Here is a 26,244-nt window from a genome sequence, read left to right as displayed (position 1 = left end):
ACGGCGACAACACGATGCGCCTCTCCAAGCGCATGTCGGAGCTGGGCCTGTGCTCGCGCCGTGAAGCCGACGAGTGGATCGAAAAAGGCTGGGTCTTTGTGGATGGCGTCGTAGTCGACGTCCTCGGCGCAAAGGTCACCCCCGAGCAACGTATCGAGGTCGATCCCGCCGCACTCGCCGCCCAGGCGCGCCAGGTCACGATCCTGCTGCACAAGCCGATCGGCTATGTCTCCGGCCAGGCCGAAGACGGCTACGCGCCCGCAGCCACGCTCATCACCGGTGAGAATCATTGGGAGGGCGACCGTTCGGGCATCCGCTTCTCGGCGCAACATCTGCGCACGCTGGCGCCAGCCGGCCGCCTCGACATCGACTCGACGGGCCTGCTGGTGCTCACGCAGGACGGTCGCGTGGCGAAGCAGCTGATCGGCGAAAGCTCGGACATCGACAAGGAATACCTCGTACGCGTCACCTATGGCGACATCGAGACCGAAGTCGATCAGCACTTCCCGGCCGATCTGCTGGCGAAACTGCGTCACGGCCTGTCGCTCGACGAAGTACCGCTCAAGCCCGCACAAGTGAGCTGGCAGAACGGCGAGCAGCTGCGTTTCGTGCTGCGCGAAGGCAAAAAGCGCCAGATTCGCCGCATGTGCGAGCTGGTCGGTCTGCATGTCGTGGGCCTCAAGCGCGTGCGCATGGGCCAGGTGCTGCTGGGCGCGCTGCCGCAAGGCCAGTGGCGCTATCTGTCGGCGGACGAAGGATTCTGAACGCCCTGACACCGGCGCGTCATCGCGCCGGACCATAAAAAATGGGAGCCGCTGGCTCCCATTTTTCTTGCGTACGCGCTTTACAAGCCGTCAGTCGTCGCTGCTCGGGTCGAGATCCGGGAACAGCACCTCGGTGAAGCCGAACTTCGAAAAATCCGTGATCCGCATCGGGTACAGCTTGCCCAGCAGGTGATCGCACTCGTGCTGCACGACGCGTGCATGGAAGCCCTCCGCGACACGCTCGATCGGTTTGCCGTACTGGTCGTAGCCGTTGTAGCGGATCATCGAATAGCGGCTCACTGCGCCGCGCATACCCGGCACCGACAAACACCCTTCCCAACCCTCTTCCATGTCGTGCGAAAGCGGATGGATGACGGGGTTGATAAGCACTGTCTGCGGCACGGCGGGCGCCTCCGGATAGCGCTCGTTCTGCTCGAAGCCGAAGATCACCACCTGCAGATCCACGCCGATCTGCGGCGCGGCCAGCCCCGCGCCGTTCGCCGCGTGCATGGTGTCGAACATGTCGGCGATCAGCTCGTGCAGTTCCGGCGTGTCGAAATGATCGACGGGTCTGGCGATGCTGAGCAGGCGCGGATCGCCCATCCTGAGAATTTCGCGAATCATGTTGAATGCCCCTCCAGGAGCTTGTGCAACCCTTCTTCGTCGAGCACCGGCACGCCGAGTTCCTCGGCTTTCGCGAGCTTGCTGCCCGCGTCGGCGCCCGCCACCACGTAGTCGGTCTTCTTCGACACCGAGCCGGCCACCTTTGCACCGGCCGCTTCCAGCATCTCCTTCGCCGCATCACGCGTGAGCGTCGGCAGCGTGCCCGTGAGCACGACCGTCTTGCCCGCGAGCACGCCCACCGGCGCCTTCGGCGCAGGCGGACCTTCAGGCCATGTGACCTTGCCCGGCGCGCGCAGTTGCTCGATTACGGTGCGGTTATGTTCTTCCGCAAAGAACTGGTGGATCGATTCCGCCACCACCGGCCCCACGTCCTTCACTTCGAGCAGCTGTTCGAGGCTCGCGTCCATGATCGGATCGAGCGAGCCGAAGTATTTGGCCAGATCCTTCGCCGTGGACTCCCCCACCTGGCGAATGCCGAGCGCGTAAATGAAACGCGCAAGCGTGGTCGATTTGGCCTTCTCCAGCGAATCGAGCAGGTTCTGCGCCGACTTGTCGGCCATGCGGTCGAGTTCCGCCAGCGTCGCAAAGCCCAGGTTGAAGAGATCCGCGGGCGTGCGCACGAGGTTCTGCTCGACCAACTGGTCGATGATCTTTTCGCCGAGTCCGTCGATGTCGAGCGCGCGGCGCTGGGCGAAGTGCCACAGCGCCTGCTTGCGTTGCGCCGGGCAGAACAGGCCGCCGGTGCAACGGGCGATGGCTTCGTCGGGCAGTCGCTCGATGCGCGAGCCGCACACCGGGCATTCGGTCGGCATGACGAACTCGCGCGCATCCAACGGACGGCGATCGAGCAACGCGCTCGCCACCTCTGGAATCACGTCGCCCGCGCGACGCACGATCACCGTGTCGCCGATGCGGATGTCCTTGCGGCGGACTTCGTCTTCGTTGTGCAGCGTGGCGTTGGTGACGGTCGCGCCGCCTACGAACACAGGCTCCAGCCGCGCAACCGGCGTGATGGCGCCGGTGCGGCCCACCTGCACGTCGATGGCCAGGAGCTTCGTGAGCGCCTCCTGGGCCGGGAATTTGTGCGCGAGCGCGAAGCGCGGCGCGCGCGAGACAAAGCCGAGCACGTCCTGCTCGTCGCGACGGTTGACCTTGTAGACCACGCCATCGATGTCGTAAGGCAGTCCGTCACGCTTCTCGCCCACGGCACGGAAAAAGTCGAGCAGGCCTTGTGCGCCCTTCACGACGGCGCGCTCGGCGTTCACGGGCAAACCCATTTCGGCGTACCAGTCGAGCAGTTCGCCGTGCGTGGCGGGCATCGGTTCGCCTTCGAGCACGCCGATGCCATAGGCGAAGAACGACAGCGGGCGCTGTGCGGTGATCTTCGAATCGAGCTGACGCAGACTGCCCGCCGCCGCGTTACGCGGATTGGCGAACTCCTTCTGACCGGCTTCGCGCTGGCGATCGTTCATGCGCGCGAAATCGCGGCGGAACATCAGCACCTCGCCACGCACGTCGAGCACCTTCGGCACGCGCTTGCCTTTCAGGCGCAGCGGCAGCGAGCGGATCGTGCGCACGTTCTCGGTGACGTTTTCGCCGGTCGTGCCGTCGCCGCGCGTGGAGGCTTGCACGAACAAACCGTCCACATAGCGCAGCGAAATCGCCAGGCCGTCGAACTTGAGCTCGCAGGCGTATTCGACTTCGTCGCCTTCGGCCTTGCCGAGCGTGTCGTGCACGCGCTTGTCGAACGCGACGATGTCTTCGTCGGCGAAACCGTTGTTGAGCGAGAGCATCGGCACGTCGTGCACGACCGGCTCGAAACCGGCCGCCGCCTCGCCGCCCACGCGCTGGGTGGGCGAATCGGGTGTGATCAGTTCGGGATGTTCGGCTTCGATCTGCTGAAGCTCGCCGAACAGCTTGTCGTATTCCGCGTCGGGCAGCTCCGGCTGGTCGAGCACGTAGTACGCGTGATTGGCGCGCTCGAGTTCGGCGCGCAGCCACGCCGCGCGCTCGGTCGCGGGGGATGCTTCGGTAGGACGGGCGGGATGACGGACCATGCTGGTTGCGGCTTCTGACAAGTGATATCGGAGACAGATTATCTCAGGAAGCCGCGCTGCTGGCATCGTCCGAACGGCCAGCTTGGTGCGCCATCGGACGAATCGTCCGGCAAACCTCGTAGGCCGGGAAGCATTGCCGTCGCTCCAAACGAAAAAGGCGCGGCGCCCAATGAGCGCCGCGCCTTCTGCACGGGCAAAAATCTGGCCGTAACCGACCGCGTTACTGACTGAACAAGCGGCGCGTCGCCGCCGAGCCCGCCGGAATGCCAGCCTGCTCGAGCTTCGCGTACAGCGTCATGAGTTGCTTGTCGATGTTTTGCAGGACCGATTCCGGCAGCGGCCGGCGCTGATCGTCCACTACGCGCCCACCGATGCGCTCCGCGAGCGAACGCGCGTAATCGCACATCAGGCGGAACGGCAGGATGTCCTCGTCGGCCACCGGCACGTCGAGGATCAGCGTGATCATCTGGCCGCCCTTGTAGGTGAGGTCGTCGCGCAGGAAGTTGGTGTCGCCGAATTGCAGCATGAACACCGGGCTCTGCTTCGCGTCGAGCTTCACGAAACGCGTGCCGTCGCGCGAGAGCAGCAGCCCGTCCTGCGCCGCCACCGCCTGCACATAGTTCGCCGACCAGGGCGCGCCATCCGAGAGCACGTTGATCGAGAGCTGCGCGTCGCACTGCGCCGCGAAACCGTCGAGCTCGCGCGCCATCGCCACGGTCTCTGTCATGTCCGGGAATTCAGGCAGGCCGTCGAGTGCGTCGGAAAGTTGATGCACGCCCGCGACGAACTCGGAGAACTCCAGTTCGTTGAGCGGGCCGTTGCGGTTCGCGAGCTGCGCGGCCGCGCGCAGTTCCTCGTAGCGCACGCCGTTTTGCAGCAGTTCCCAGCCATCGCCGCCTTCGGGCTTGCCTTCGATATGCACGGGCTTGCTGCCCGCGCGGCGCAGACGCTGCGCGAGCGGAATCACGCGTTCGCCGGGCAGCACGGCGCCCAAACGGATCGGCACGATGCAGTCGATGCGGCGGTCCACGATCGCGGGCGGCGCCGAGGAAATCGTCGTCGCGGCCGGCAGGACCGGCTCGATGCGCTCGTCCTCGTCAGCTACGGCGGGCGCGGACGCCTCGTCGTTTTCCGCGGCCGCGGCTTCGCCATGTTCGGCCGGCGCGACGGGTGCGATCACCGGCTGATCGCCAGCTTCGACCACATTGCCCGGCACTGCGCTTTCGGCGTGCTCGGCTTCCGCTTGTGCAAAGCCATTGGGCGATGTGTTCTCGGCCTGAATATCGACCGGCGTGTCAGCCGGCGCGGCCGTGCCAAAGCCCGGTTCGACGCGTTCCGCCTGTTCCTCGGCGCTCACGCCTGCGAGCGACGGCTCGCGCCGCGACGGCGCGCGCGCCGGTTCGATGAACGGGCTCGGCTCCTGCAAATCGTCGCGCGGCGGCGTCTCGACCGCTTCTTCGGGCATCGGGCGCGGCATACGCCGGCGCACACGGGCGCCCTGCCACGCGTTGTACACCACGACGCCCCCGACGACCACAGCGCCAGCGCCGATCAACCCGAGAGTCAACTGATCCATGCATGCTCCATCTGCAATTCTTTTCTGGCGGCGCGCGCTGCGCTTTTTCCAGCACGCGTACCGCAAGCATGGCGCGGCAGACCTGCGCGCCGGCCGCCTTCGTGAGACGTTGCCGGACGCGCGCTGCGCGCCGTCCCTTAGATTCCTGGACCGGCTCGAACCAACTAGCCGATATTCTGTGCGAAACCTGCCGCCGACTCCATGTCGACGGCCACGATGCGCGACACGCCCTGCTCCTGCATCGTCACGCCGATCAGTTGCTGTGCCATCTCCATCGCGATCTTGTTGTGCGAGATGAAGAGGAACTGCGTCTTGTCCGACATCGCGCGCACCAGGTTGGCGAAGCGCTCCGTGTTGGCGTCGTCGAGCGGCGCGTCCACTTCGTCGAGCAGACAGAACGGCGCCGGATTGAGCTGGAACATCGCGAACACGAGTGCCGTGGCCGTGAGCGCCTTCTCACCGCCCGACAGCAGGTGAATCGTCGAATTCTTCTTGCCCGGCGGCTGCGCCATCACCTGCACGCCCGCGTCGAGAATTTCGTCGCCGGTCATGATGAGCTTCGCCTGGCCGCCACCAAACAGACGCGGGAACAGCTCGCCGAAATGGTGATTCACCTGGTCGAAGGTGCCTTGCAAGAGCGTGCGCGTTTCCTGGTCGATCTTGCGGATCGCGTCTTCGAGCGTTTCGATCGCGCTCGTCAGGTCGGCCGACTGCGCATCGAGGAAGGTCTTGCGCTCCTTCGCGGCGGCCAGTTCGTCGAGCGCGGCCATGTTGACCGGGCCGAGCGCGGCGATCGCATTGTTGATGCGCGTGACTTCGCCTTGCAGATACGGCGCCTTGAGATCGGGCGTGAGCTTTTCCTGCAACGCGGCTTCGTCCACGCCGGCGGCCTGGAGCTGCTCGACATATTGCTCGCCGTTCAGGCGCGCGGCCTGCTCCTTCAACTGGAGTTCGGTGATGCGGTCGCGCAGCGGTTGCAACGCGCGTTCGGCGTTCAGGCGGGTCTCGTCGGCGGCACGCAGTCTGGCGCTCAGATCGTCGAGTTCGGCGCGCGCATTGCGCAGCGCTTCTTCCTTTTCCGCGCGGATTTCCAGCGCGTCCTGCAGCCCCGTGTGAGCGGTCTGCTCGTTGATCGTTTCGAGTTCGGCGCGCGCGTCTTCGAGCGAAGCGGCCACGCGTTCGCTCTGGTCATGCGCGACCTGGATATTGCGCTTGAGCTCTTCGATGCGGTTGGCCATGTTGCGCGCCGCGAAACGCGCATCGCCCGCGGCGCGTTCGAGATCGCGCGCCTGGTTGCGCGCCGTGCCCAGTTCCTCGTCGAGCGCTTCGAACGCGAGCTGGTTGTCTTCGAAGCGCGCCTGCAGTTCGGCGAGTTCCACGTCGTGACGCTCGAAATTCGCTTCGGACTCCGCACGCAGGGCGCGCTGTTCTTCGATCTGCGCACGAATCTCTTCGCGCTCTTCGCGAATCTGCGTGCTACGTGCCGTGTAGCGCTCGTGCGCCTGGGTCAGCTTGAGCACGTCCATTTGCAGCGCGTGGACGCGCTGCGTCGCGCGCTCCGCCTGCTGGCGTAGCTCGCCCAGTTGCTGGGCCGCCTGGGTATGGGCCGCTTCCGCGCGCACCACAGCCGAGCGCGCGTCGTCGGCGAGCAATGCCTGGGCGCGCACCTCGCGCACGAGATTTTCGATTTCCTGCTGGCGCGCCAGCATGCCGGCCTGTTCGGAGTCCGCGGCGTAGAGCTGCACGCCCACACGCGTGACCATATGGCCAGCCTTGACGACGAACACGCCGCCCTCGGGCAACTGCGCACGCTGGGCAAGCCCTTCGGCGAGATCGGCCGCCACGAAGGTCGTGCCGAGCCATTCGTTCAACACCGCGCGCAAGCCCGCATCGTCGATGCGCACGCGCGAGAGCAGCGGCGTGAGACCGGCCGGCGCGGCCGACGTCTGCCCCGCCAGCGGCGGCGCGTAGAACGCGAGCTTGGCCGGCGGCGCGTCGCTTGCGAAGGCCTTCACCCAGTCGAGATTCGACACTTCGAGCGCGGCAAGACGCTCGCGCAGCACGGCTTCGAGCGCCGTTTCCCAACCCGCTTCGACGTGCAGCTTCTTCCACAGACGCGGCAGCGCACCCAGTTCGTGGCGTTCGAGCCACGGCTGGATCTTGCCTTCGGTCTGTACGTTTTCCTGCAGCTGCTTGAGCGCGGCGAGACGGGCTTCGAGCTGATGGATCTGTGCGCTTTCCGCATTGACGCGCTCGTGCGCGGCGCGGCGCTCGGCATCGAGGCGCGGCACGGTTTCCTGCGCATCCGCGAGACGATCCTGCGCGTCGCGCAGCACCTCCTCCTGCTCGGCCAGTTGCATGCGCGACTCTTCGAGCTGCGCTTCGTCGGGCGCATCGAGACCGCCCGCCTCCGACTTCAGGCGTTCTTCACGCTGCTGAAGCTGCTGGAGCATCTGGTCGGCGTTGCGCTGATGCGCGGCTTCGAGCTTGATCGACTGTTCGGTGCGCGCGATGCCGGCGCGCTCTTCGTTCAGTTGCGACTGCGCATCGCGCCAGCGGTTTTCGAGCGCAGGCAGCGCTTCCTGCTTCGCGGCCGCTTCCTCTTCCGCGACGGCCGCCTTCTCCTCGCCCATCGCGAGTTGCTCTTCGGCGTCTTCGATGTCGTCCTGCGCCTTCTGCGCCTGCACCTGCCATTGCTCGCGCTGGGCGGTCAACGCGGCGATCTGCGCCTGCACGCGGTTGCGCGACTCGACGATAAACTTGATCTCGGCTTCGAGGCGGCTTACCTCGGCGTTCGCCGCGTAGAGCGAGCCTTGCGCGCCCTGCATGGCGTCGCTCGCCGAATAATGCGCGACGCGCAACGTTTCGAGCTGCGCCTCGACTTCGCGCAATTGCGCGGTATGGCGTTCGAGGTCGATCTGCGCCTGCTCGATGGCGCGTTGCTGGCGTTGTTGTTCCGCTGCGGCTTCGTTCTTGCGCAGCAGCCACAGCAGGCGTTGCTTCTCTTCGCCGTCGCTTTGCAGCTCGCGAAAACGCGTCGCGACCACGGCCTGACCTTCGAGCTTGTCGAGATTGGTCGAGAGTTCGCGCACGATGTCTTCCACGCGCGTCAGGTTTTCGCGCGTGTCGTGCAGGCGGTTTTCGGTCTCGCGGCGGCGTTCCTTGTACTTGGAAACGCCCGCGGCTTCTTCAAGGAACACGCGCAGCTCTTCCGGCTTGGCCTCGATGATGCGCGCGATCATGCCCTGACCGATGATCGCGTAGGCGCGCGGGCCGAGACCCGTGCCGAGGAAAATGTCCTGAATGTCGCGGCGGCGTGCCGGCAGATTGTTGATGTAGTAGCTCGAGGTGCCGTCGCGCGTGAGCACGCGCTTGACGGCGATCTCGGCATACTGGCCCCACTGCCCGGCGGCGCGGCCGTCCGCGTTGTCGAACACGAGTTCGACGCTGGCGCGGCTACCGGGCTTGCGCGCCGTGGAACCGTTGAAGATGACGTCCTGCATCGACTCGCCGCGCAGTTCGGAAGCGCGGGATTCGCCGAGCACCCAGCGCACGGCGTCGATGATGTTCGATTTGCCACAGCCATTCGGTCCGACCACTCCGACGAGTTGGCCCGGAACCTGGAAATGCGTGGGATCGACGAATGATTTGAAGCCAGCGAGTTTAATCGAAGTCAGACGCACGGCGATATCGCTGTTGGAATAGGAAGAGTGAACGGGACCGCCCGCGCCGTTGGTCGCAGGCCGCGCGCCGCCGACCTCGGGACCGGTCGCACGACGGCGCGGCGCGCCGCATCAGGCATACAGCAAACATCTCAGGCAGCCGCCACGGCTCGCCGCACCACGCGCTTCATTCACTGCATGCGCGAGCCGGCCGGCGAGGATCAGCGGCAATCATACCATCGCGCGCGTGCCATTCTGACCGCTGCGCGGCGAAGCGGCAGGCGCGGTGCCGTCGTTCGCACTATTGTTCCCACTGTCGTTCGCGCCGCTTCCCGACGCGCTTGCGGGTGGCCCGGCCTGGGCGCCAGTTGCCGGTTCATTCGCGGGGCTGGCGCCTCGCTCGCCATCGTCGTCCTCGATGCGGGCCGTTTGCGCGTGCGCGATTGCGCTGGCATCGGCGCTGGCGTGGGCCGTGTGCATCGTGTGCGCGTCCTGCCGCTTCGCGTCCTGCGCGCGATGCACCCAACTCGACAGCAGCGAGGCGAGCACGATGCACGCCCCGCCCGCCCATTCGCGCGGCCCTGGCGTCTCGCCCGCGAGCAGCCACGACGAGAGCGCCGTCACGACGATCTCGAACAGCATGATGATCGAGGCGCGGTTGGCCGGCACACGCGCCAAACCGTACTGCACGAGCATATTGTTCGAACTGAGCAACAGGCCGAGCAGCAACACCAGCAGGACAATCTGCGCGCGCGGTTCGCCCGCATGAAGCACGGGCATGGGTTCGAAACATGAAGCGAGCGCGCCGAAGATCGCCGCGCCGCCAAAGATCACGGCGGTGCGCATCTCGGCCTTCATCTGCGGCAGCACGCGGCTCGTTTTCACGACCAGCACGTTGCTCATCGCGAAACCCATGCCAGCGACGAGGCCCGCCCATTCGGCCGCGCTGCCGGGCAAGGGCACGCCGAGTTTCGGCGACCACAGCATCATCACCGCACCCAGAAGCGACAGCCCGGCGAGCGCCGCGCCCGACCACGAGAGGCGCTCGTGCAGGATGAAATGGGCGAAGATCGCCGTCCACGCGGGCGTGAGATAGAACAGCAGCAGCACGCGCATCACTTCGCCGTGGATCGCGCCCCAGACAAAGCCGATATTGGTCACGCCGGCCGCGAGACCCAGCATCGGCAGAATCCAGTGCCAGCGCACCGTGGCGATCGAGCGGCGGCGCAGCAGCAGCACGAAGAGGCAGCCCGCCGCGCTTGTGGCAGCGCCTGCCGCCGTGCCGGTCAGACCATAGCCCGCGAGCGTGCGCAGCGGATACCAGATCACGCCCCAAACGGACGCGCCGATCAGGATGGCGAGTGTCGGCCAGCCGGCCTTCAGGCTCGAGTTCATCGCACGGACCGCAAAACGGTTGGCGAAACGCACCGCGTCGCGCGCGATGTCCAGCTCACAGATTGCATGTCCAGGCCCTTTTCCGTCTCCGAAGCGTCGACGGCTTGCCGTTCGAGCCCGCAAGGCCCGCAACGTCCCGACGACGCCAAGTTATAATTCCCGCTTTTCCAGCCGCACCCGCCGCGCAGTGACTGCGCTGTGCCGGTTGCGGCATGTCGATCCGACACCGCTGCGCCAGCGCACCATGCGCTGCCCATCCGTTTTTCGCTTTCCGCCCGCCAAGCCCGTGAATCCGCTACTCGACACTCTTCAGTCCTATCCCTTCGAAAAGCTGCGCGTGCTCTTCAAGGACGTCACGCCGAACGCCGGCCTGCGCCACATCAGCTTCGGGATCGGCGAGCCGAAACATCCGACGCCCGCGCTGATCCGCGACGCCATCGTCGCCTCGCTCGACGGTTTGTCGGTGTATCCGGCCACGGGCGGCACCCCGGCGCTGCGCGAGGCGATCGCGAAATGGGTGACCGAGCGCTACAGCCTGCCCGCGATCGACGCCACGACGCAGGTGCTGCCGGTCTCGGGTTCGCGCGAGGCGCTGTTCGCGCTCGCGCAGGCGGTCGTGGATCCCACGGCGGGCGCAAAAGACCCGGCGAAGCGGCCGATCGTACTCTGCCCGAACCCGTTCTACCAGATCTACGAAGGCGCCGCGCTGCTCGCGGGTGCCGAGCCGTACTTCGTGAACAGCGATCCGGCCCGCAACTTCGCCTGCGATTATTCGCAGGTGCCGGAGGACGTCTGGGCGCGCACGCAGCTGCTTTTCGTCTGCTCGCCGGGCAACCCGACGGGCGCCGTGCTGACGCTCGACGACTGGCGCGAACTGTTCGCGCTTTCGGACCGCTACGGCTTCGTGATTGCGTCCGACGAATGCTATTCGGAGATCTATTTCGACGAGACCAGGCCGCCGCTGGGCGGCCTCGAAGCGGCCCGCCAGCTCGGCCGCGGCTTCGAGCGCCTCGTCATGCTCTCCAGCCTCTCGAAGCGCTCGAACGCGCCGGGCATGCGCTCGGGCTTCGTCGCGGGCGACGCGGCGATCCTCAAGCAGTTCCTGCTCTATCGCACCTATCACGGCTCGGCCATGTCGCCGGTCTGGCAGTCCGCCAGCATCGCCGCGTGGGGCGACGAAGCGCACGTACGCGACAATCGCGCGAAGTACGTGCAGAAGTTCTCGACCGTCACGCCCATGCTCGCCGACGTGCTCGACGTGAAACTGCCCGACGCCGCCTTCTACCTCTGGGCCAATGTCGCTCGCACCGGCCTCTCGGACGCCGCGTTCGCCCAGCGTCTCTACGCCGACTATAATGTGACCGTTCTGCCGGGCTCGTTCCTCGCGCGCGAAGCGCACGGCACGAATCCCGGCACTGGCTTCGTGCGCCTCGCGCTGGTCGCCGACGTCGAGGAGTGCACCGAGGGCGCGCAGCGCATCGTCGACTTCTGCCGCTCGCTGAGCGCGTAACAGAGCACGTAAGCGCGCACGTAACCTCGCAGGTAGCCTGCCAAAACCGATCTTCCCGCACGCGCGCCCCGCCGCGCGTGCCACGCTTCGCCGATCGCGCTTTTTAGCGCGTTTTTTCACCGAACTCTCACGAAATCACCACCATGTCGCAACAACTTCAGCAGATCATCGACACCGCCTGGGACAACCGCGCCGACTTCTCGCCCAAGTCCGCGCCGAACGACGTGCGTGAAGCCGTCGCCCACGTCATCGCCGAACTGGACAAAGGCACGCTGCGCTGCGCCGAGAAGAAGGACGGCGACTGGGTCGTCAACCAGTGGGTGAAGAAGGCCGTGCTGCTGTCGTTCCGCCTGGAAGACAACGCACCGATGGCCGCCGGCGGCTTCACGCAATTCTTCGACAAGGTGCCCTCGAAGTTCGCCAACTACACGGCTGAAGACTTCGCAGCAGGCGGCTTCCGCGTCGTGCCGCCGGCCATCGCGCGCCGCGGCTCGTTCATCGGCAAGAACGTCGTGCTGATGCCGTCGTACACCAACATCGGCGCCTATGTGGACGAAGGCACGATGGTCGATACGTGGGCGACGGTCGGTTCGTGCGCGCAGATCGGCAAGAACGTGCACCTTTCGGGCGGCGTCGGCATCGGCGGCGTGCTCGAGCCGCTGCAAGCCAACCCGGTCATCATCGAAGACAACTGCTTCATCGGCGCGCGCTCGGAAGTCGTGGAAGGCGTGATCGTCGAGGAAAACTCGGTCATCTCGATGGGCGTGTACCTCGGCCAGTCGACCAAGATCTATGACCGCGAAACCGGCGAAATCTCGTACGGCCGCATTCCGGCAGGCTCCGTCGTGGTCGCGGGCAACCTGCCCTCGAAGGACGGCTCGCACAGCCTCTACTGCGCCGTGATCGTCAAGAAGGTGGACGCCAAGACGCGCGCCAAGGTCGGCCTGAACGAGTTGCTGCGAGGCGACTGATGGCGAAGGCCGCGAAGACCGTCGTCTACGGCATTCCGAACTGCGACTCCGTGAAGAAGGCCCGCGTGTGGCTGGAAGAGCACGGCGTCGAGTTCGAGTTCTATGACTTCAAGAAGGCAGGCGTGTCGAGTGCGCTGGTTCAGGACTGGCTCAAGGATGTGTCGCTGGATCAGCTGATCAACAAGCGCGGCACGACCTGGCGCGGCCTGTCCGAGGTGCACAAGGCCGAAGCCGACACGACCGCCGGCGCGATCGCCTTGATGAGCCACAAGCCGTCGATCATCAAGCGCCCGGTGATCGTCGTGAACGGCCGCGTGAAGACGCTCGGCTTTTCCGCCGAGCAGCTCGAAGCAATTTTTGCCTGAAGTTTGCGTGAGTCCGATGAGCGCTCAATGCACATCGGACTACGCCGTCACAAGCTGTTGCCGGCCCCTGATTCGTCAGCGGTGCCGGCATTTTCATTTGCAACCGGTCCATCCATGTCCGCCACCCTCGCCCTTACCGAAGCCCTGATCGCGCGCGCGTCCGTGACGCCCGACGACCAGCACTGCCAGCGCATCATGACCGAACGCCTCAACGCGCTCGGCTTCGCGTGCGAAACGATCGAATCCAACGGCGTGACCAACCTGTGGGCCGTCAAGCGCGGCACGGCAGGCACCGAAGGCCCGCTGCTCGCCTTCGCGGGCCACACCGACGTCGTGCCGACCGGCCCGCTCGAACAATGGAGCTCGCCGCCGTTCGAGCCCGCGCATCGCGACGGCGTGCTGTTTGGCCGTGGCGCCGCCGACATGAAGACTTCGCTCGCCGCTTTCGTCGTGGCCAGCGAAGAGTTCGTCGCCGCGCAGCCGCAGCACCGCGGCACGATCGCCTTCCTGATCACCAGCGACGAGGAAGGCCCCGCCACCGACGGCACCGTCAAGGTGGTCGAGGCGCTCCAGGCGCGCGGCGAGAAGATGGATTACTGCATCGTCGGCGAGCCCACCTCGTCGGCTACGCTTGGCGATTGCGTGAAGAACGGCCGCCGCGGCTCGATGTCGGGCAAGCTCATCGTCAAGGGCGTGCAAGGCCATATCGCCTATCCGCATCTGGCGAAGAACCCGGTACATCTGCTCGCGCCGGCGCTGGCCGAACTCGTCGCCGAAAAATGGGACGACGGCAACGAATACTTCCCGCCCACCACCTGGCAGGTCTCGAACATGCACAGTGGCACGGGCGCGAGCAACGTGATTCCGGGCCACGCCGAAGTGCAGTTCAACTTCCGCTTCTCGACCGCGAGCACGGTGGAAGGCTTGCAACAACGCGTGCACGCGATCCTCGACAAGCATGGTCTCGAATACGATCTGCACTGGAGCGTGAGCGGCCTGCCCTTCCTCACGCCGCGCGGCGCGCTCTCGAATGCGCTCGAGAAAGCCATTCTCGACGAAACCGGCGTCACGACCGAACTCTCCACGACGGGCGGCACCTCGGACGGCCGTTTCATCGCGCGCATGTGCGCGCAGGTCGTCGAGTTCGGCCCGCCCAACGGCAGCATCCACAAGATCGATGAGCATATCGAAGTGAAGTTCATCGACCCGCTCAAGAACGTGTACCGCCGCGTGCTCGAACAACTGATCGCCTGAACGCCCCACGCGCCCAGGCAGGAGTCCATAACATGACCCATCCGCTTTCCACGACGTTCAACACCGTGCGCGATCTGCTGCGCTACGGCGTGTCGCGTTTCTCGGCCGCGCAACTCGCGTTCGGCCACGGTTCGTCCAATGCCTACGACGAAGCCGCGTATCTGATCCTGCACTCGCTGCATCTGCCGCTGGACCTGCTCGATCCGTTTCTCGACGCGCGCCTCGCGCCCGAGGAAATCGACAAGGTGCTCGCCGTGATCGAGCGCCGCGCGACCGAGCGCGTGCCCGCCGCCTACATCACGCAGGAAGCGTGGATGCACGGCCTGCGCTTCTACGTGGACGAGCGCGTGATCGTGCCGCGTTCGTTCATCGGCGAGCTGCTCGCAGACGGCCTGCAGCCCTACGTCGAAGATCCCGAACAAGTCACTGCCGTGCTCGAACTCTGCACCGGTTCGGCGAGCCTCGCGATCCTCGCGGCGCACGCCTTCCCGAACGCCGATATCGACGCCGTCGATCTGTCCGCGCCCGCGCTCGAAGTGGCGAAGCGCAATGTCCACGAGCACGATCTCGACGAACGCATCTCGCTGTTCGAAGGCGATCTGTACGCACCGCTGCCCGAGCGCCGCTACGACGTCATCATCACGAATCCGCCCTACGTGAACGCCGATTCGATGCAGGCGCTGCCGCCGGAATATCGCCACGAGCCCGAAATGGCGCTCGCAGGCGGCGCGGACGGCATGGACATCGTGCGCCGCATCATCAAGGAAGCGCGCAACTGGATCACCGACGACGGCGTGCTCGTGGTCGAAATCGGCAACGAGCGTGAGAACGTGGAAGCTGCCTTCGGCGGACTCGACCTCGTGTGGCTTTCGACGAGCGCCGGCGACGACCAGGTGTTCCTGATCCAGGCCTGCGACCTGCCGGTTTAAGCGGCGTCAGCGGTGTTGGCGGTCTAACCCATCGGTCCGCCAACCGTCGATCGCACGCACTGTCGCTGCACGCGATCGACGCAGCCGCACCGGGTGGCGTACCGGTTGAGCCCCTATTGCGCAGGTTCGGTAAGATGGGCATTTCCCGGCTCACACGGCGTGGACGTCTTGCGGCTCACTGGGTCAGCGCCAGGGTCCACATACGTGGACCGGCTGCCCGGCTTCAGGAGCGTCCCGCGTCTTTATGCGATTCGACTGGTCAACCCTCGGCACCCTGCTCGCTATCGTCCACCTACTCGGACTGATCGCAGCGTGTCACGCCATCCTCGTCACCCGCACCTCGCAAGGCGCGATCGCGTGGGCTGTCTCGCTCGCGACGATGCCCTACCTCACGCTCATTCCCTATCTGTTCCTTGGCCGCAGCAAGTTCGCGGGCTACGCGGACGCGCGGCGCTTGCGCAATGAAACGCTGCGTTCGCGCGCGCGTGCACCGGATCTGGGGCCAGCCGGCAGTGAGTCGGACGAGCAACTGAGCACCGAAGCGGGCCGCCCGGCCGATGCGCTGAACCCACGCGTGATCCGCACGCTCTCGCATCTGGGCGGGATGCCGCTCGTGCCCGGCAACGCGGTACGCACGCTCGTGAACGGCGAGGCTACGTTTTCCGCGATCTTCGACGCCATCGAGCAGGCACGCCACTACGTGATCGTGCAGTTCTTCATCGTGCGCGCCGACGCGCTGGGCGACATGCTCAAGGACCTGCTGCTCGCCTGTACCGCGCGCGGCGTGCGCGTGCATTTCCTCTACGACAGCATCGGCAGCTTCGACCTGCCCGCGAGCTACGTGAACGCGCTGCGCGCGGGCGGCGTGGAAGTGCATCCGTTCTCCACGAAACGACGCATCGTCAACCGCTTCCAGCTCAACTTCCGCAACCACCGCAAGATTGTCGTGGTGGACGGCGAGCGCGCCTTTGTGGGCGGACACAACGTGGGTGTGGAATACCTGGGCGCCAAGCCCCCGCTTTCGCCGTGGCGCGACACGCACATCGAAGTGCGCGGGCCGGTGGTCGCGAATATCCAGTTCGCCTTCACGGAAGACTGGTACTGGGTCACGCAGGAACTGCCGGGCAGCGAGCCACCGGCGCTAAAACCACGCGACGGCGACGACATGGCCTGCCTTGTGATGCCCACCGGCCCCGCCGATCGTCAGGAGACCTGCTCGCTCTTTTTCGTGGAAGCGATCAACGCCGCCAACAAGCGCATCTGGATCACCACGCCCTATCTCGTGCCCGATTCGGCGGTATTCGCCGCATTGCGCCTGGCGGCGCTGCGCGGTGTGGACGTGCGCATCCTGATTCCAAGCCGCCGCGACCACTTCGTGGTGTTCGAAGCCTCGACGCTCTACGCCTACGACGCCGTGCGCGCGGACATCCGCATCTTCCGCTACAAGCCGGGCTTCCTGCACCAGAAGGTCGTGCTCATCGACGATACGGCGGCCGCCATTGGCAGCGCGAATCTGGACAACCGCTCGTTCCGCCTGAACTTCGAAATCATGGTGCTGACGGTGCATCGAGGCTTCGCCTCGGAAGTCGAAGCGATGTTGCTGCGCGACTTCGAATCGAGCTTCGAAATCGATCGCAGCGAATATCGCGACGCGCCCGCGTGGCGCAAGATCGCGATGCACGTCGCGCGCCTGTTCGCGCCGATACTCTAAGACAGCGCGCTCGCGCGGGCGGCGGGCGTTACAGCAGTTTCGCGATATCGGCGGCGATGGCGTCGGGCTTCGTGAGCGGCGCATAGCGCTTCACGACATTGCCGCTGCGGTCGACGAGGAACTTGGTGAAATTCCACTTGATGCGCTCCAGCCCGAGCAGGCCCGGCGCCTCGCCCGTGAGCCAGTTGTAGAGCGGATGCGCATTCGCCCCGTTCACGTCGATTTTCTCGAACATCGGAAAAGTCACGCCGAAGTTCTTCTCGCAGAACGCGCCGATCTGCGTGGCGTCGCCCGGCTCCTGCTTGCCGAACTGGTTGCACGGAAAACCGAGCACCGCGAGACCCCGCGCGGCAAACTGTTCGTGGAGCTTCTGCAAACCCGCATACTGCGGCGTGAAGCCGCATTCGCTCGCGGTATTGACGATCAGCAGGACCTTGCCCGCGTACTGTTCGAGACTCACCGGCGCGCCGCCGCCAAGCGGTTGCGCGGTGAACGAATAAACCGTGCTCATCTGGCTCCTCCCCAAGGAAAGCGCCAGTCTACGTGAGAACCGGGGCGGCCCGCACCCTGGCCGAATGGCCAGCGGCAAAGGCGATCCATCGAACGCGACAACACATTAGCCGTACGGCCGATGTCGGCCAGGCCTCGAGCCAGTCTAAAATAGCGCTTTACGTTTTGTCTGTGCTGGCGCCTCCGTGATCCGCTTCAATCAATTCAGCCTTGCCCGCGGCACCAAGCCGCTCTTCGACCAGATCTCGTTCACCCTGAATCCGGGCGAGAAGGCCGGCCTCGTCGGTGCAAACGGCGCGGGCAAATCCACGCTGTTCGCCGTGCTGCGCGACGAACTGCACGCGGACGCCGGCGACTTCTCGATGCCGCCCTCGTGGGAAATCGCCCACGTCGCCCAGGAAACACCGGCCGTCGAAAAAAACGCACTCGACTACACCCTGGACGGCGACGCCGCGCTGCGCGAGATCGAGGAACGCATCGCCACGGCGTCTGCAGCGCACGATGGCGCAGCGGAAGCCGAAGCTCACGCCGCCTTCGCGGACGCGGACGGCTACACGGCGCCCGCGCGCGCCGAAGCGCTCCTGCTCGGCCTCGGTTTCACGATGGAGCAGACCCGCCAGCCGGTCGCGAGCTTCTCGGGCGGCTGGCGCATGCGCCTGAACCTCGCCCAGGCGCTGATGTGCCGCTCCGACCTGCTGCTGCTCGACGAACCCACGAACCACCTGGATCTGGACGCCATCGTCTGGCTCGAAGACTGGCTGCACCGCTATCCCGGCACGCTCGTCGTGATCTCCCACGACCGCGAATTCCTGGACTCGGTCTGCAACGTCACCCTGCATCTGGAAAACCAGCAGGTCAAACGTTACGGCGGCAACTACTCGCAGTTCGAGATCCTGCGCGCGCAGCAACTCGCGCTCCAGCAAAGCGCGTTCGAAAAGCAGCAGAAAACCGTCGCGCACCTGCAAAAGTTCATCGACCGCTTCAAGGCCCAGGCCACCAAGGCGCGCCAGGCGCAAAGCCGGGTCAAGGCGCTGGAGCGTATGGAGCTGATCGCGCCCGCGCACGCCACCTCGCCGTTCACGTTCGAATTCCGCACGCCAGATTCAGCCCCCAATCCGATGCTCGTGATGGACCGGGTGCGCTGCGGCTATCGCGCCGACGACGGCAGCGAGACGCCCATTGTCGAAGGCGTGGCGCTCTCCATCCAGAACGGCCAGCGCATCGGCCTGCTGGGCGCGAACGGCCAAGGCAAGTCCACACTCATCAAGACGCTTGCGGCTACGCTCGAGCCGCTGTCGGGCGAGTTGCGCACGGGCAAGGGTCTCCAGATCGGCTATTTCGCGCAGCACCAGCTCGAAACGCTGCGCCCCGACGATACGCCGCTCCAGCATCTTTCACGCCTCGCACCGGACACTCGCGAGCAGGAATTGCGCGACTTCCTCGGCGGCTTCAACTTCCCCGGCGAAATGGCCACGTCGTCGATCGCGCCCTTTTCGGGCGGCGAAAAGGCCCGCCTCGCGCTCGCACTGATCATCTGGCAAAAGCCCAACCTGCTGCTGCTCGACGAACCGACCAACCACCTCGACCTCGAAACGCGCCACGCCCTCACGATGGCGCTCGCGCAGTTCGAAGGCACGCTGATCGTCGTTTCGCACGACCGCCATCTGCTGCGCGCCACCACGGACCAGTTCATGCTGGTCGCCAAACACCGTCTGCAACCCTTCGACGGCGATCTGGACGACTACCGCGACTGGCTGCTCCAGCACGCAGCCGAACAACGCGCGGCGCTCAAGGCCGCAGCGAGCGGCACGGCGAATGCGGCCGATACGGCCAATGGCGCCGGCGCGGACGATGGCGGCGTGAACCGCAAGGAACAGCGCCGTCAGGAAGCGGAAACACGCCAGCGCCTCGGCCATCTGAAGCGGCCCTTGCAGGCGAAGATCGGCAAAATCGAGAAAGAAATGGATGCGCTCAACGCGGAGAAAGCCACGCTGGATGCGTTCGTTGCCGATCCGGCCAGCTATGAAGCCGCCCAAAAAACCCGGCTGACCGAGTCGATTCGCCGTCAGGCCGAAGTCCAGGCGCGCCTCGAAGCGCTCGAAGCCGACTGGCTCGAAGCCCACGAGGAACTCGAACAGATCGGTTAAATTCACCCACCGTCCACGCCAGTTAGCGCCATCGTCAGGAGCCACCCGAGTGTCGACACCCGCTGCATTGCAGGGCCTACGCGTTCTCGATCTGACCCGGCTCCTGCCGGGGCCCGTGGCCACGCTGCGTCTGGCCGAAATGGGCGCGGACGTGCTCAAGATCGAGCCGCCCGGCACGGGCGACGCGGCGCGCACCATGATGCAGAGCGCCGCCGACGAAATCGCAGGACGACCCGGCGCGTTCTACCGGCTCGTCAATCGCGGCAAGCGCGAGACGCGGCTCGACCTGAAGTCCGAGGGCGGGCGCTCCGTACTGCTGGCGCTCGCGCGCGACGCCGATGTGCTGGTCGAGAGCTTCCGCCCCGGCGTGATGGACCGGCTCGGCGTGGGCTACGAGACGCTGCGCGCGGCCAACCCCAAGCTCGTCTACTGCGCGATTACGGGCTACGGCTCGGAGGGTCTCTTTTCGGACCGCGCCGGCCACGACCTCAACTACGTCGCCTATTCCGGCGTGCTCGACCAGATCGCGACGCGCGACGGCGCGCCCGTGCTGCCGAATTTCCAGATCGCCGATCTGCTCGGCGGTGCGTTGTCGGCCGTCACGCAGATCCTCGCTGCACTCTGGCAGGTGGCACGCGGCGGCGAAGGCCGCTTCGTCGACATCTCGATGGCGCACGAATCCTACGCCAACAACGTGGTGGCTCAGGTGGCGCTCGCCAACGACGACGCGGCGGCACTCCAGCCGGGCGGCGGTCTGCTAAACGGCGGCGTGCCTTGCTACAACGTCTATCGGACCCAGGACGAGCGTTGGCTCGCTGTCGGCGCGCTCGAACTCAAGTTCTGGCAGGCGCTCTGCACGGCGCTGGGCCGCGAGGACTGGGCGCAGCGCCACTGGAGTCTCGGTCAGGCGATCGGCGGCTCGGACGCGGCCTCGCTCACACGCGAGCTGGCCGCGCTGATCGCCACCGAAACCCTGCAAACGTGGATCGACCGACTCGAGATCATCGATTGTTGCGTGACGCCCGTGCTCAAACCCGGCGAGGCTGCGAACCATCCGCTTTTCAATGCCGAAGTGCTGCAGGCGATGCTCGACGAGGTCGATGCGCAACGCGAGGCCGCGGCGCGCCAGGCAGCCGGACTGCCAATGGGAATGCCAGCGGTCAATCCGTCGGCAGTCCCCGCCGTCTCGCCGACCAGCGCGCACCCGAGCGCCGGTCAGCCGGGCAAGAAGCCGTTCAACTATGGACCGTGGGGCTAAGCTCCCAGGCGAAGAAAGAGACGAAAACGACAATGGGCGCATCAGGCGCCCATTGTTCCGTTGGTTTGGTTGCTTGCTGGAGTAATCGAAGCCGCGCGCCTAGCGGCGCGGCAGGGTCTGGCGCGGTGCGCGCTCGTCGTCATAGAGTACGTGCTTGCGGCCTTCGACGTGATGGGCGATGGTGCTGCGCACCTGTGCAGCCGTCACATTGCTGGCCACCACCTGACGCGAGATGCGGCCGTCGCTATCGATCCATTCGACGATGCGACAGCTGCTCCCCCAAGGCTGCATGACCGGCTCGGAGACCCGGCAGCCGCGCACGACGATCGAATTGGCGCTCGTGGACGTTTCTGTCTGTTTCAAGATCGCTATCCTTTCCGCTGGATGCGGGGTTGCTCATGCGGCCAAGGATAGGGAAATCGCAAAACTTTCTGGTTACAGCGCGCAGCGGTGTTGTTACTAATCATTACGCGCCAGAGCGCGCGTTCAGCCGGCGCTCAATGGCGTTCAATCGAACTCGCGCACCCGGTCGATCGCCTCTTCGATACGCTCGACGGCAATCACGTTCAAACCTTCGATCGGCTGTTTCGGCGCGTTGGCGCGGGGAATCAGCGCGCACGTGAAACCCAGCTTGGCCGCTTCCTTCAGACGATCCTGGCCGCGCGGCGAGGGTCGGATCTCGCCCGCAAGCCCCACTTCGCCAAAAACGATCAGACCCTTGGGCAACGCCTTGTTACGCATCGACGAATGGATCGACAGCAGCACGGCGAGGTCGGCGGCAGGCTCGGTAATCTTCACGCCGCCCACGGCGTTGAGAAAGACGTCCTGATCGAAGCAGCCGATGCCCGCGTGACGGTGCAGCACCGCCAGCAGCAACGCCAGACGGTTCTGTTCGAGACCCACCGCGAGGCGGCGCGGATTGGGCACCTGCGCCGTATCCACGAGCGCCTGAACCTCCACCAGCAGCGGCCGCGAGCCTTCCTGCGTGACCATCACGCACGAACCCGGCACGCTCTGCTCGTGTTGCGACAGAAAGAGTGCGGAAGGATTCGCCACACCCCGTAAGCCTTTCTCGGTCATCGCGAACACACCCAGTTCATTCACCGCGCCGAAGCGGTTCTTGAATGCGCGCACGAGCCGGAACGAAGAATGCGTGTCGCCCTCGAAGTACAGCACCGTGTCGACGATGTGCTCCAGCACGCGCGGGCCCGCGAGATTGCCCTCTTTCGTCACGTGGCCGACCATGATGATCGACGTGCCCGACTGCTTGGCGATACGCGTGAGTTGCGCCGCGCACTCGCGCACCTGCGCGACCGAGCCGGGTGCGGAGGTCAGCGCTTCCGAATAAATCGTCTGGATCGAGTCGATCACGGCGACGTCGGGCTTTTCGGCCTCGATGGTTGCCTGAATTTTTTCCAGCTGGATTTCGGCGAGCAGTTGCAGATCGTTCATCTTCGAGCCCTGCTCGAGCAGCCCGAGACGTTGCGCACGCAACGCAATCTGCGCGGCGGACTCTTCGCCGCTCACATAGAGTGCGCGACGATCCGCGGCGATTTCCGCGAGCGATTGCAGCAGCAAGGTCGATTTGCCGATACCGGGATCGCCGCCGATCAGCACCACGCCGCCCGCAACGAGGCCGCCGCCCAGCACCCGGTCGAACTCGCCGACGCCGGAGGTGAAACGCGGCACGTCCGACGCTTCGATATCGGAGAGGCGACGCACCGGCGCGCTCTTGGCGAGCGCCTGGAAGCGGTGATTGCCAGCCGGCTCCGCGACGCTCTCCACCAACGTGTTCCACGCCTGGCACGCGGGACATTGTCCTTGCCACTTGTGAGCCTGCCCGCCACATTCCGTACAGATATAGAGCGTCTTCGCCTTCGCCATGCTTTTGCCGTGCCGCGTGTTGCCGCGCCTGTCTTGATTAAGGTTTGTTCGGATTCGTTCGGGCCTCACGGCCCGAATGCGACACTTATTCCGCGCGCACTGGCACGCGCGGCGCGACCGCGCACATCAGCTCGTAGCCGATCGTGCCGCACGATGCCGCCACTTCGTCGATCGGCAGATTCGCGCCCCAGAGCTCGACGCGCGCGCCGACACCCGCGTTCTGCACCGGCGTGAGGTCGACCGTGATCATGTCCATCGACACGCGGCCCACGATGCGCGTGCGCACACCCTCGACGATGACCGGCGTGCCTTCGGGCGCGACGCGCGGATAGCCGTCCGCGTAACCGCAGGCCACCACGCCGATACGCATCGCCTTGCGCGCCGTGAAGGTCGAACCGTAGCCGACCGACTGGCCTTCGGCGACCGTCTGCGTGCCGATGATCTCGGAAGCGAGCGTCATGGCCGGTTGCAGACCGACGCCGTCGAGCGCCGACGCCACGCCCGAAGGCGAAGCACCATACAGAATGATGCCGGGACGCACCCAGTCGAAATGCGAAGACGGATGCCAGAGCGTTGCCGCCGAATTCGCGAGGCTGCGCGCGCCCGCGATACCCTGCGCGCCACGCTCGAAAGCCGCCATCTGTTCGCCAATGCCGCGCGGCGCGTCGGCGTCCGAGAAGTGCGTCATCAGCGTGATCTGGCCGATGCCGGGACAGGCGCGCGCGCGCTCCCAGGCGGCGCGATACTTCTCCGGCGTGTATCCAAGCCGGTTCATACCGCTATTCATCTTGAGATGGACATTGACCGGTTTGGAGAGACGCGCCATTTCGAGCATGCGCATCTGTTCGTCGCAATGCACCACCGTCGTGAGGCTATAACGGTCGATCACGTCGATATCCGTGGGCCGGAAAAAGCCCTCCAGCAACAGGATCGGGCCCGCCCAGCCCAGTTCGCGCAGTTTCACCGCTTCTTCGAGATCCAGCAGGCCGAAACCGTCGGTTGCGCGCAGACCCGGAAACGCACGCGCGAGCCCGTGCCCGTAGGCATTGGCCTTGACCACGGCCCAGATTTTCGACTTCGGCGCGTATTTCCGGACGACGGAGAGATTGTTAGCGAGAGCGGTGGTATGGATCGTGGCTGAGAGGGGGCGCGGCATGGGATATGTTTTCGCAAAGACGCTTTCTAATCAGGAGCTTACAGGGTGTTTTCAGCGCCCGGCAGGCCCGCCTGATGGGCGGTCAAGGAATGTGCTAGTCCGAATACAGCTATTTTCATGATATAAAGCCCTGCGCACAACCCATTTCGAACGTAATAAGCCCGGATGCCTCCACCCGTCCGGGGCGGACGGACCGCAGCGAGGACAGCATCGCATCAGATGAAAAAAGGCTTTTACACCATCATGGCCGCGCAGTTTTTTTCGTCGTTGGCCGACAATGCGCTCCTCATCGCTGCGATAGCACTGCTGAAAGACCTCCACGCTCCGAACTGGATGACGCCGCTGCTCAAGCTGTTCTTCGTCCTGTCCTACGTCGTTCTTGCCGCCTTCGTCGGCGCCTTCGCCGATTCGCGTCCCAAGGGGCGCGTCATGTTCATCACCAATACCATCAAGGTCGTGGGCTGCGCCATGATGCTGGCCGGCACGCATCCGCTATTGGCCTATGGCGTGGTGGGCTTTGGCGCGGCCGCCTATTCACCCGCCAAGTACGGCATTCTCACCGAACTGCTGCCGCCTGAGCGCCTCGTCGCCGCCAATGGCTGGATCGAAGGCACGACAGTCGGCTCGATCATTCTCGGCACCGTGCTCGGCGGCGCGCTGATCAGCCCGCACATCGCGGCGCACGTGATCCGCCATACGCCCGCGTCGATCAATACCCCCGCCGAAGCCGCGATGCTCGTGATCATGGGCATCTACGTTATCGCCGCCCTCTTCAATTTGCGGATTCCCGATACCGGCGCACGCTACCCGCGCCAGGAACATGGGCCGATCCGCCTCATCACCGACTTCGCCGATTGTTTCAACACGCTCTGGCACGACAAGCTCGGCCAGATCTCGCTCGCGGTCACGACGCTGTTCTGGGGCGCGGGCGCAACGTTGCAATTCATCGTGCTCAAGTGGGCGGAAGTCTCGCTCGGCATGTCGCTGTCCGAAGGCGCGGTGCTCCAGGCCGTCGTGGCCGTGGGCGTTGCAGCAGGCGCGATGATCGCCGCCGCTCGCATCCCGCTCAAGAAGTCGCTGTCCGTGCTGCCCGTGGGCATCATGATGGGTATTGCCGTGATGCTGATGGCCTTCTACACGCGCAACCTGTTTCCGCCGCATTGGGGCTTGCATATCGGCCACATGCGCGTGCCGGGTTATCTGCTCTGCGCCTATCTGTTCCTGATGGTGGTGGGCGCACTCTCCGGTTTCTTCGTCGTGCCAATGAATGCCCTGCTCCAGCATCGCGGTCACGTGCTGCTGTCCGCCGGTCACTCGATCGCCGTGCAGAATTTCAACGAGAACCTCTCGGTGCTCGTGATGCTGTGCCTCTACGCGGTGCTCGTCTGGCTCGACGTGCCGGTCACCTTCGTGATCGTGCTGTTCGGCACCTTCGTCTGCCTGATGATGTGGCTCGTGATGCGCCGTCATCAGGCCAATCAGCGCGCGTTCGACTCCGTGGCGCTGATCGGCGAAAATCACCGCCATTGATCGAGGCGGCGTCACGCTTCACGCCGCTTTCCTTCGAGCGTTTTCGTTGACCCTCGACTTCTCTCCTGCGCCAGCGCATACGCGGCCTCGACATCGAAGCCCCGCGCGCGGCGCGTTCGCGACGCTGACATGACCTCTCCGATTTCCAACGTCCTCACCATCGCCGGTTCCGATTCCGGCGGCGGCGCCGGCATCCAGGCCGATCTCAAGGCGTTTTCCGCACTCGGCGCATATGGCGCCAGCGTCATCACCGCGCTCACCGCGCAGAACACGCGCGGCGTCACCGCGATTCACGCGCCGGATCCGGGCTTCGTGACCGCGCAACTCGACGCCGTGTTCGACGATATCCGCATCGACGCCGTCAAGATCGGCATGCTTGCCAATGCGGCGATCGTGCGCGCCGTCGCCGATGCGCTGCGCCGCCACAAGCCGGCGCGTGTCGTGCTCGACACCGTGATGATTTCGAAGAGCAATCACGCGCTGCTCGCGCCTGAAGCCGTTGCTGCGCTGCGTGAGGAATTGCTGCCGCTCGCGGGCATCGTGACGCCGAATCTGCCGGAAGCGGCCGCGTTGCTCGGCGTCGCTGCGGCCACGGACGAAGCCGCGATGGTCGAGCAAGGCGAAGCGCTGCGCGCACTCGGCGCACAGGCCGTGTTGATGAAAGGCGGCCATCTGGGTAGCACGGATAGTCCCGACTGGCTCATCGAGACTACGGGCACGCTGCGTCTGGGTGGCCCGCGCGTGCCGGTAACGAATACGCACGGTACGGGTTGCACGCTGTCCTCGGCAATTGCCGCGCTCTGGCCGCAGCAGCCGACGCTCGCGGATGCGGTCGCTCAGGCGAAGACGTATCTGACGGGCGCGCTCGAAGCGAGCGATCGGCTTGACGTGGGCCACGGCGTTGGCCCGGTGCATCACTTCTGGCGCTGGTGGTAAGCCCT

Annotated in this window: 20 protein-coding genes; 11 read left to right on the top strand and 9 right to left on the bottom strand. The window is 65.5% G+C overall.

The features are described from left to right. The first annotated feature begins 14 nt into the window (after positions 1–14). On the top strand, positions 15–764 hold the full coding sequence (locus U5782_RS08445) for a pseudouridine synthase (protein ID WP_322043357.1): 750 nt from the start codon (positions 15–17) through the stop codon (positions 762–764). A gap of 90 nt (positions 765–854) precedes the next feature. On the opposite strand, the gene def is transcribed toward U5782_RS08445, so the two are convergent. From def to U5782_RS08420, 5 genes are all read right to left on the bottom strand, one after another. Next, entirely contained in the window at positions 855–1,388 is a 534-nt protein-coding gene (gene def, locus U5782_RS08440) for a peptide deformylase (protein ID WP_322043356.1), read from the bottom strand. Beyond that, the gene (ligA, locus tag U5782_RS08435) at positions 1,385–3,445 is read right to left on the bottom strand and encodes an NAD-dependent DNA ligase LigA (protein ID WP_322043355.1); all 2,061 of its coding nucleotides are present in this window, start codon (positions 3,443–3,445) and stop codon (positions 1,385–1,387) included. Before ligA ends, def begins: the two co-directional genes overlap by 4 nt. A gap of 220 nt (positions 3,446–3,665) precedes the next feature. Then, positions 3,666–5,021: a cell division protein ZipA C-terminal FtsZ-binding domain-containing protein gene (locus tag U5782_RS08430; protein WP_322043354.1), complete on the bottom strand. Its 1,356-nt coding sequence runs from the start codon at positions 5,019–5,021 to the stop codon at positions 3,666–3,668. Positions 5,022–5,185: 164 nt separating this feature from the next. Then, positions 5,186–8,704 carry a chromosome segregation protein SMC gene (gene smc, locus U5782_RS08425; protein ID WP_322043353.1) on the bottom strand — a complete coding sequence of 1,173 codons (3,519 nt, stop codon included), beginning with the start codon at positions 8,702–8,704 and terminating at the stop codon, positions 5,186–5,188. A gap of 210 nt (positions 8,705–8,914) precedes the next feature. After that, entirely contained in the window at positions 8,915–10,078 is a 1,164-nt protein-coding gene (locus U5782_RS08420) for a DMT family transporter (RefSeq protein ID WP_322043352.1), read from the bottom strand. A 286-nt stretch (positions 10,079–10,364) separates the two neighbouring features. On the opposite strand from U5782_RS08420, the gene dapC reads away from it, so the two are divergent. The 6 genes from dapC (at position 10,365) to cls (ending at position 16,818) form a co-directional block, all read left to right on the top strand. Next, a complete protein-coding gene (dapC, locus tag U5782_RS08415) occupies positions 10,365–11,588 on the top strand; it encodes a succinyldiaminopimelate transaminase (RefSeq protein ID WP_322043351.1) in 1,224 nt (407 codons plus the stop codon). A 143-nt stretch (positions 11,589–11,731) separates the two neighbouring features. Beyond that, complete coding sequence (gene dapD, locus U5782_RS08410) at positions 11,732–12,559, top strand: 2,3,4,5-tetrahydropyridine-2,6-dicarboxylate N-succinyltransferase (protein ID WP_322043350.1); 828 nt, start codon at positions 11,732–11,734, stop codon at positions 12,557–12,559. Next, on the top strand, positions 12,559–12,924 hold the full coding sequence (locus tag U5782_RS08405; RefSeq protein ID WP_322043349.1) for an arsenate reductase: 366 nt from the start codon (positions 12,559–12,561) through the stop codon (positions 12,922–12,924). Before dapD ends, U5782_RS08405 begins: the two co-directional genes overlap by 1 nt. A 114-nt stretch (positions 12,925–13,038) precedes the next feature. Continuing rightward, positions 13,039–14,178: a succinyl-diaminopimelate desuccinylase gene (gene dapE / locus U5782_RS08400; RefSeq protein WP_322043348.1), complete on the top strand. Its 1,140-nt coding sequence runs from the start codon at positions 13,039–13,041 to the stop codon at positions 14,176–14,178. 32 nt (positions 14,179–14,210) lie between these two features. Continuing rightward, positions 14,211–15,107, top strand: coding sequence for a 50S ribosomal protein L3 N(5)-glutamine methyltransferase (gene prmB, locus U5782_RS08395; protein ID WP_322043347.1), 897 nt, complete (start codon positions 14,211–14,213; stop codon positions 15,105–15,107). Between the two features lie 244 nt (positions 15,108–15,351). Then, on the top strand, positions 15,352–16,818 hold the full coding sequence (gene cls / locus U5782_RS08390; protein ID WP_322043346.1) for a cardiolipin synthase: 1,467 nt from the start codon (positions 15,352–15,354) through the stop codon (positions 16,816–16,818). Positions 16,819–16,846: 28 nt separating this feature from the next. Here cls and U5782_RS08385 read toward each other — a convergent pair whose 3' ends face one another. Further along, complete coding sequence (locus U5782_RS08385) at positions 16,847–17,329, bottom strand: glutathione peroxidase (RefSeq protein ID WP_322043345.1); 483 nt, start codon at positions 17,327–17,329, stop codon at positions 16,847–16,849. Positions 17,330–17,513: 184 nt separating this feature from the next. Between U5782_RS08385 and U5782_RS08380 the strand changes: the two genes are divergently transcribed. Next, the gene (locus tag U5782_RS08380) at positions 17,514–19,475 is read left to right on the top strand and encodes an ATP-binding cassette domain-containing protein (protein WP_322043344.1); all 1,962 of its coding nucleotides are present in this window, start codon (positions 17,514–17,516) and stop codon (positions 19,473–19,475) included. Positions 19,476–19,524: 49 nt separating this feature from the next. After that, on the top strand, positions 19,525–20,733 hold the full coding sequence (locus U5782_RS08375; RefSeq protein WP_415914273.1) for a CaiB/BaiF CoA transferase family protein: 1,209 nt from the start codon (positions 19,525–19,527) through the stop codon (positions 20,731–20,733). 99 nt (positions 20,734–20,832) lie between these two features. Here U5782_RS08375 and U5782_RS08370 read toward each other — a convergent pair whose 3' ends face one another. From U5782_RS08370 to alr, 3 genes are all read right to left on the bottom strand, one after another. Beyond that, entirely contained in the window at positions 20,833–21,096 is a 264-nt protein-coding gene (locus U5782_RS08370) for a DUF2866 domain-containing protein (protein WP_322043343.1), read from the bottom strand. Positions 21,097–21,240: 144 nt separating this feature from the next. Then, positions 21,241–22,617, bottom strand: coding sequence for a DNA repair protein RadA (gene radA, locus U5782_RS08365; protein ID WP_322043342.1), 1,377 nt, complete (start codon positions 22,615–22,617; stop codon positions 21,241–21,243). An 85-nt stretch (positions 22,618–22,702) separates the two neighbouring features. Then, positions 22,703–23,773: an alanine racemase gene (gene alr, locus U5782_RS08360; protein ID WP_322043341.1), complete on the bottom strand. Its 1,071-nt coding sequence runs from the start codon at positions 23,771–23,773 to the stop codon at positions 22,703–22,705. 219 nt (positions 23,774–23,992) lie between these two features. Here alr and lplT point away from each other — a divergent pair, with 219 nt between their 5' ends. Both lplT and thiD read left to right on the top strand, forming a co-directional pair. Further along, positions 23,993–25,303 (top strand): lysophospholipid transporter LplT, encoded by a 1,311-nt coding sequence (gene lplT / locus U5782_RS08355; RefSeq protein WP_322043340.1) that lies wholly within the window; start codon positions 23,993–23,995, stop codon positions 25,301–25,303. Positions 25,304–25,432: 129 nt separating this feature from the next. Continuing rightward, positions 25,433–26,239, top strand: coding sequence for a bifunctional hydroxymethylpyrimidine kinase/phosphomethylpyrimidine kinase (gene thiD / locus U5782_RS08350; protein WP_322043339.1), 807 nt, complete (start codon positions 25,433–25,435; stop codon positions 26,237–26,239). Positions 26,240–26,244: the final 5 nt, after the last annotated feature.

The sequence above is a fragment of the Paraburkholderia sp. J67 genome (assembly GCF_905220265.1).
Taxonomy (GTDB): Bacteria; Pseudomonadota; Gammaproteobacteria; order Burkholderiales; family Burkholderiaceae; genus Paraburkholderia.
The sequence above is the reverse complement of the archived record's forward strand: the minus strand, read 5'-3'. Positions and strand labels throughout refer to the sequence as shown.